Source organism: Streptomyces sp. N35 (genome assembly GCF_016464295.1).
Lineage (GTDB): Bacteria > Actinomycetota > Actinomycetes > Streptomycetales > Streptomycetaceae > Streptomyces.
Genome location: NZ_JAEIMH010000055.1, coordinates 29569 through 32495 on the forward strand (window position 1 = coordinate 29569; position 2927 = coordinate 32495).

The following is a 2927-nucleotide window of genomic DNA, read 5'->3' on the forward strand; positions in this document are numbered from 1 at the left end:
GGCGGGCAGTCCCCACAGGGATTGCCCGCCCGTCGCTTTGCCCGTTTCCGTACGGGTCTGCGGCCGCCTACGACTCCTTCGCGGCCGTCGGCGTCAACCGTGCGAGCAGCTCGCTGATCCGCGTATAGACGCCGGGGCTGCCTGCCTGCCCGCAGCCGCTCCCCCAGGACACCAGACCGACCAGGCGACCTCGGGCCACCAGCGGGCCCCCGCTGTCCCCCTGGCAGGCGTCCTTGCCGCCCTCCAGCTCGCCCGCGCAGAGCATCACGCCGCGCAGATACGTGCCGTCGGCATTCCCCGGATACGCGGCCTCACAGGCCGTGTCCGCGAGGATCTGCACCTTGGCGGCCCGCAGGGAGCGCGCATAGTCGCCCTGGCCGGTGGTGTCGCCCCAGCCGTAGACCTGGGCGCGCGTGCCCGCCTCGTAGGCGCGGTCGCCGACGGGTGCCATGGGGATGACGTGGTCCTCGGGCAGCGGCTTGTCGAGGGTGAGGATGGCGAGGTCGCCGGCGTTGGTGAAGGAGTCGTACTCCTCGTTGACCCAGACGCTGCGCACCGCCACCTCACGGCCGCCCGCCGCCCGCAGATCATTGCGCCCGGCGATGATGTGCAGATCGTCCACGGTCTCCAGCGGGGCGCCGAGCACTTCGAGGCTGAGGCAGTGCGCGGCGGTGAGCACGGTGGTCGGCGAGACCACGGCGCCGCCGCAGAACTGCCCGGCACGCGTACCTCCGAACCGGTCACGGCTCGCGAGCGCCACGGCCCAGGGACTGTCGGACACCTGCACGGGGCTGCCGCCGATCACGACGCCGTCCGCCGCCGCCGGAACCGGGGCGGCCAGCGGCGTGACGACGGCCGCGGCCACCAGGGCGGCAGCGGTCGAAAGCCGCCTGCTCAGAGGTCGACGCATGCGCACTCCTGACTCTGCGTGGTCATGGGTACGCTCAGCGTCATTCAGTGCGACCAGGGGCGCGACCTGGGCCGGGACCTTTCCCCGGCAAGCAGCGAGCCCGGCAGCCCCCGCGGTGCGGGAGTGCCGGGCTCGTGTGCGTACGGCCTCGGAAAGACTCAGTCGAGGTAGTCGCGCAGGACCTGCGAACGCGACGGGTGGCGCAGCTTCGACATGGTCTTCGACTCGATCTGACGGATGCGCTCACGCGTCACGCCGTAGACCTTGCCGATCTCGTCGAGGGTCTTCGGCTGACCGTCGGTGAGACCGAAGCGCATCGAGACCACGCCCGCCTCACGCTCGGAGAGCGTGTCGAGGACGGAGTGCAGCTGCTCCTGGAGGAGCGTGAAGGACACCGCGTCGGCCGGAACGACCGCCTCGGAGTCCTCGATCAGGTCACCGAACTCGCTGTCGCCGTCCTCACCCAGGGGGGTGTGGAGGGAGATCGGCTCGCGACCGTACTTCTGGACCTCGATGACCTTCTCGGGGGTCATGTCGAGCTCCTTGGCCAGCTCCTCCGGGGTGGGCTCACGGCCCAGGTCCTGGAGCATCTGGCGCTGGACGCGCGCGAGCTTGTTGATGACCTCGACCATGTGCACCGGGATACGGATGGTGCGGGCCTGGTCGGCCATGGCGCGGGTGATCGCCTGACGGATCCACCAGGTGGCGTACGTGGAGAACTTGTAGCCCTTGGTGTAGTCGAACTTCTCGACCGCGCGGATCAGACCGAGGTTGCCCTCCTGGATCAGGTCCAGGAAGAGCATGCCGCGGCCGGTGTAGCGCTTGGCCAGGGAGACCACCAGACGGAGGTTGGCCTCCAGGAGGTGGTTCTTGGCGCGGCGGCCGTCCTCGGCGATGATCTCCAGCTCGCGCTTGAGCTTCGGCGCGAGCTTGTCGGCGTTCGCCAGCTTGTCCTCGGCGAACAGGCCGGCCTCGATGCGCTTGGCGAGCTCGACCTCCTGCTCGGCGTTGAGGAGCGGGACCTTGCCGATCTGCTTGAGGTAGTCCTTGACCGGGTCGGCGGTGGCGCCGGCGACGACGACCTGCTGGGCAGGAGCGTCTTCCTCGTCGTCGGAGAGGACGAAGCCCTTGGACTCGCCGCCCTCTTCCTCCTCGTCGTCGTCCTTGCCCGCGGGGGTCTCCTCGGTCGGCTCATCGCCGTCGAGGTCCTCGTCCTTCTTGGACCCGGTCTTCTTCGCGGTGGTCTTCTTGGCCGCCGTCTTCTTGGCGGCGGTCTTCTTCGCGGCCGTCTTCTTGGCCGCGGCCTTCTTGGCAGGGGCCGAGGACTCGTCCTCGACCGAGGCCTCGACCTCGGCGGCCGGGGCGGCGGCCGCGGCAGAGGTCGACGAGGCGACCTTCTTGGCCGGGGCCTTGGCGGCGACGGTCTTGGTAGCGGTGCGCTTGGCCGGACTCTTCGCTGCGACGCTCTTACGGGTGCGCTTCGGCGACTCCGCGGCACTGACCATCAGCGTCACACCCTCTTCCTCGAGGATCTGGTTGAGGCTGCGCAGAACGTTCTTCCACTGAGTGGCCGGAATCTGGTCAGCTTCGAAGGCACGACGCACGTCATCGCCGGCGATCTGCCCCTCAGCCTTTCCCCGCTCGATGAGCGCCATCACAGATGCGGACTCGGCGATCTCGGGCGGGAGCGTACGGGATGTGCTGGCCGACACGAACAACCTCTCGGAACGATGGAAACGGCTTCCGACTCCGTCCACTGTGGAACCGGAGCCGACGTCCGCCGACTGGGGATGGGTCGACGGCGAGGCGGGCGATCCGCGGAGCTCACACAGCGCCACAACCGGCTGCTGTATTCCTTCCTCGGCAGTCACCTCTTAGGTCATCGCGCTGCCGCGAAGAGCGTTACGCCCAATGTTCGTGGCCCGAGTCACACCGCGTAACCGGTGATAACCCTCAGAAGCAGACATACGCCCACGCAAGCAGTCGCCGGACCCGGTACGAACCGGCCCGGGTCCGG

The 2927-nt window shown here is 69.0% G+C and carries 2 protein-coding genes; both read right to left on the reverse strand.

Going from position 1 to position 2927, the window contains the following annotated elements; translation table 11 throughout:
- Window positions 1-67 precede the first annotated feature (67 nt).
- Entirely contained in the window at window positions 68-910 is an 843-nt protein-coding gene (locus tag JAO81_RS27180; protein WP_199550575.1) for a trypsin-like serine protease, read from the reverse strand.
- A gap of 158 nt (window positions 911-1068) precedes the next feature.
- The gene (locus JAO81_RS27185; RefSeq protein ID WP_199550576.1) at window positions 1069-2622 is read right to left on the reverse strand and encodes an RNA polymerase sigma factor; all 1554 of its coding nucleotides are present in this window, start codon (window positions 2620-2622) and stop codon (window positions 1069-1071) included.
- Between the last annotated feature and the right edge of the window lie 305 nt (window positions 2623-2927).

Coding starts and splice junctions, on each gene's coding strand:
- JAO81_RS27180 (WP_199550575.1), bottom strand. CDS start 910: ATGCGTCGACCTCTGAGCAGGCGGCTTTCGACCGCTGCCGCCCTGGTG.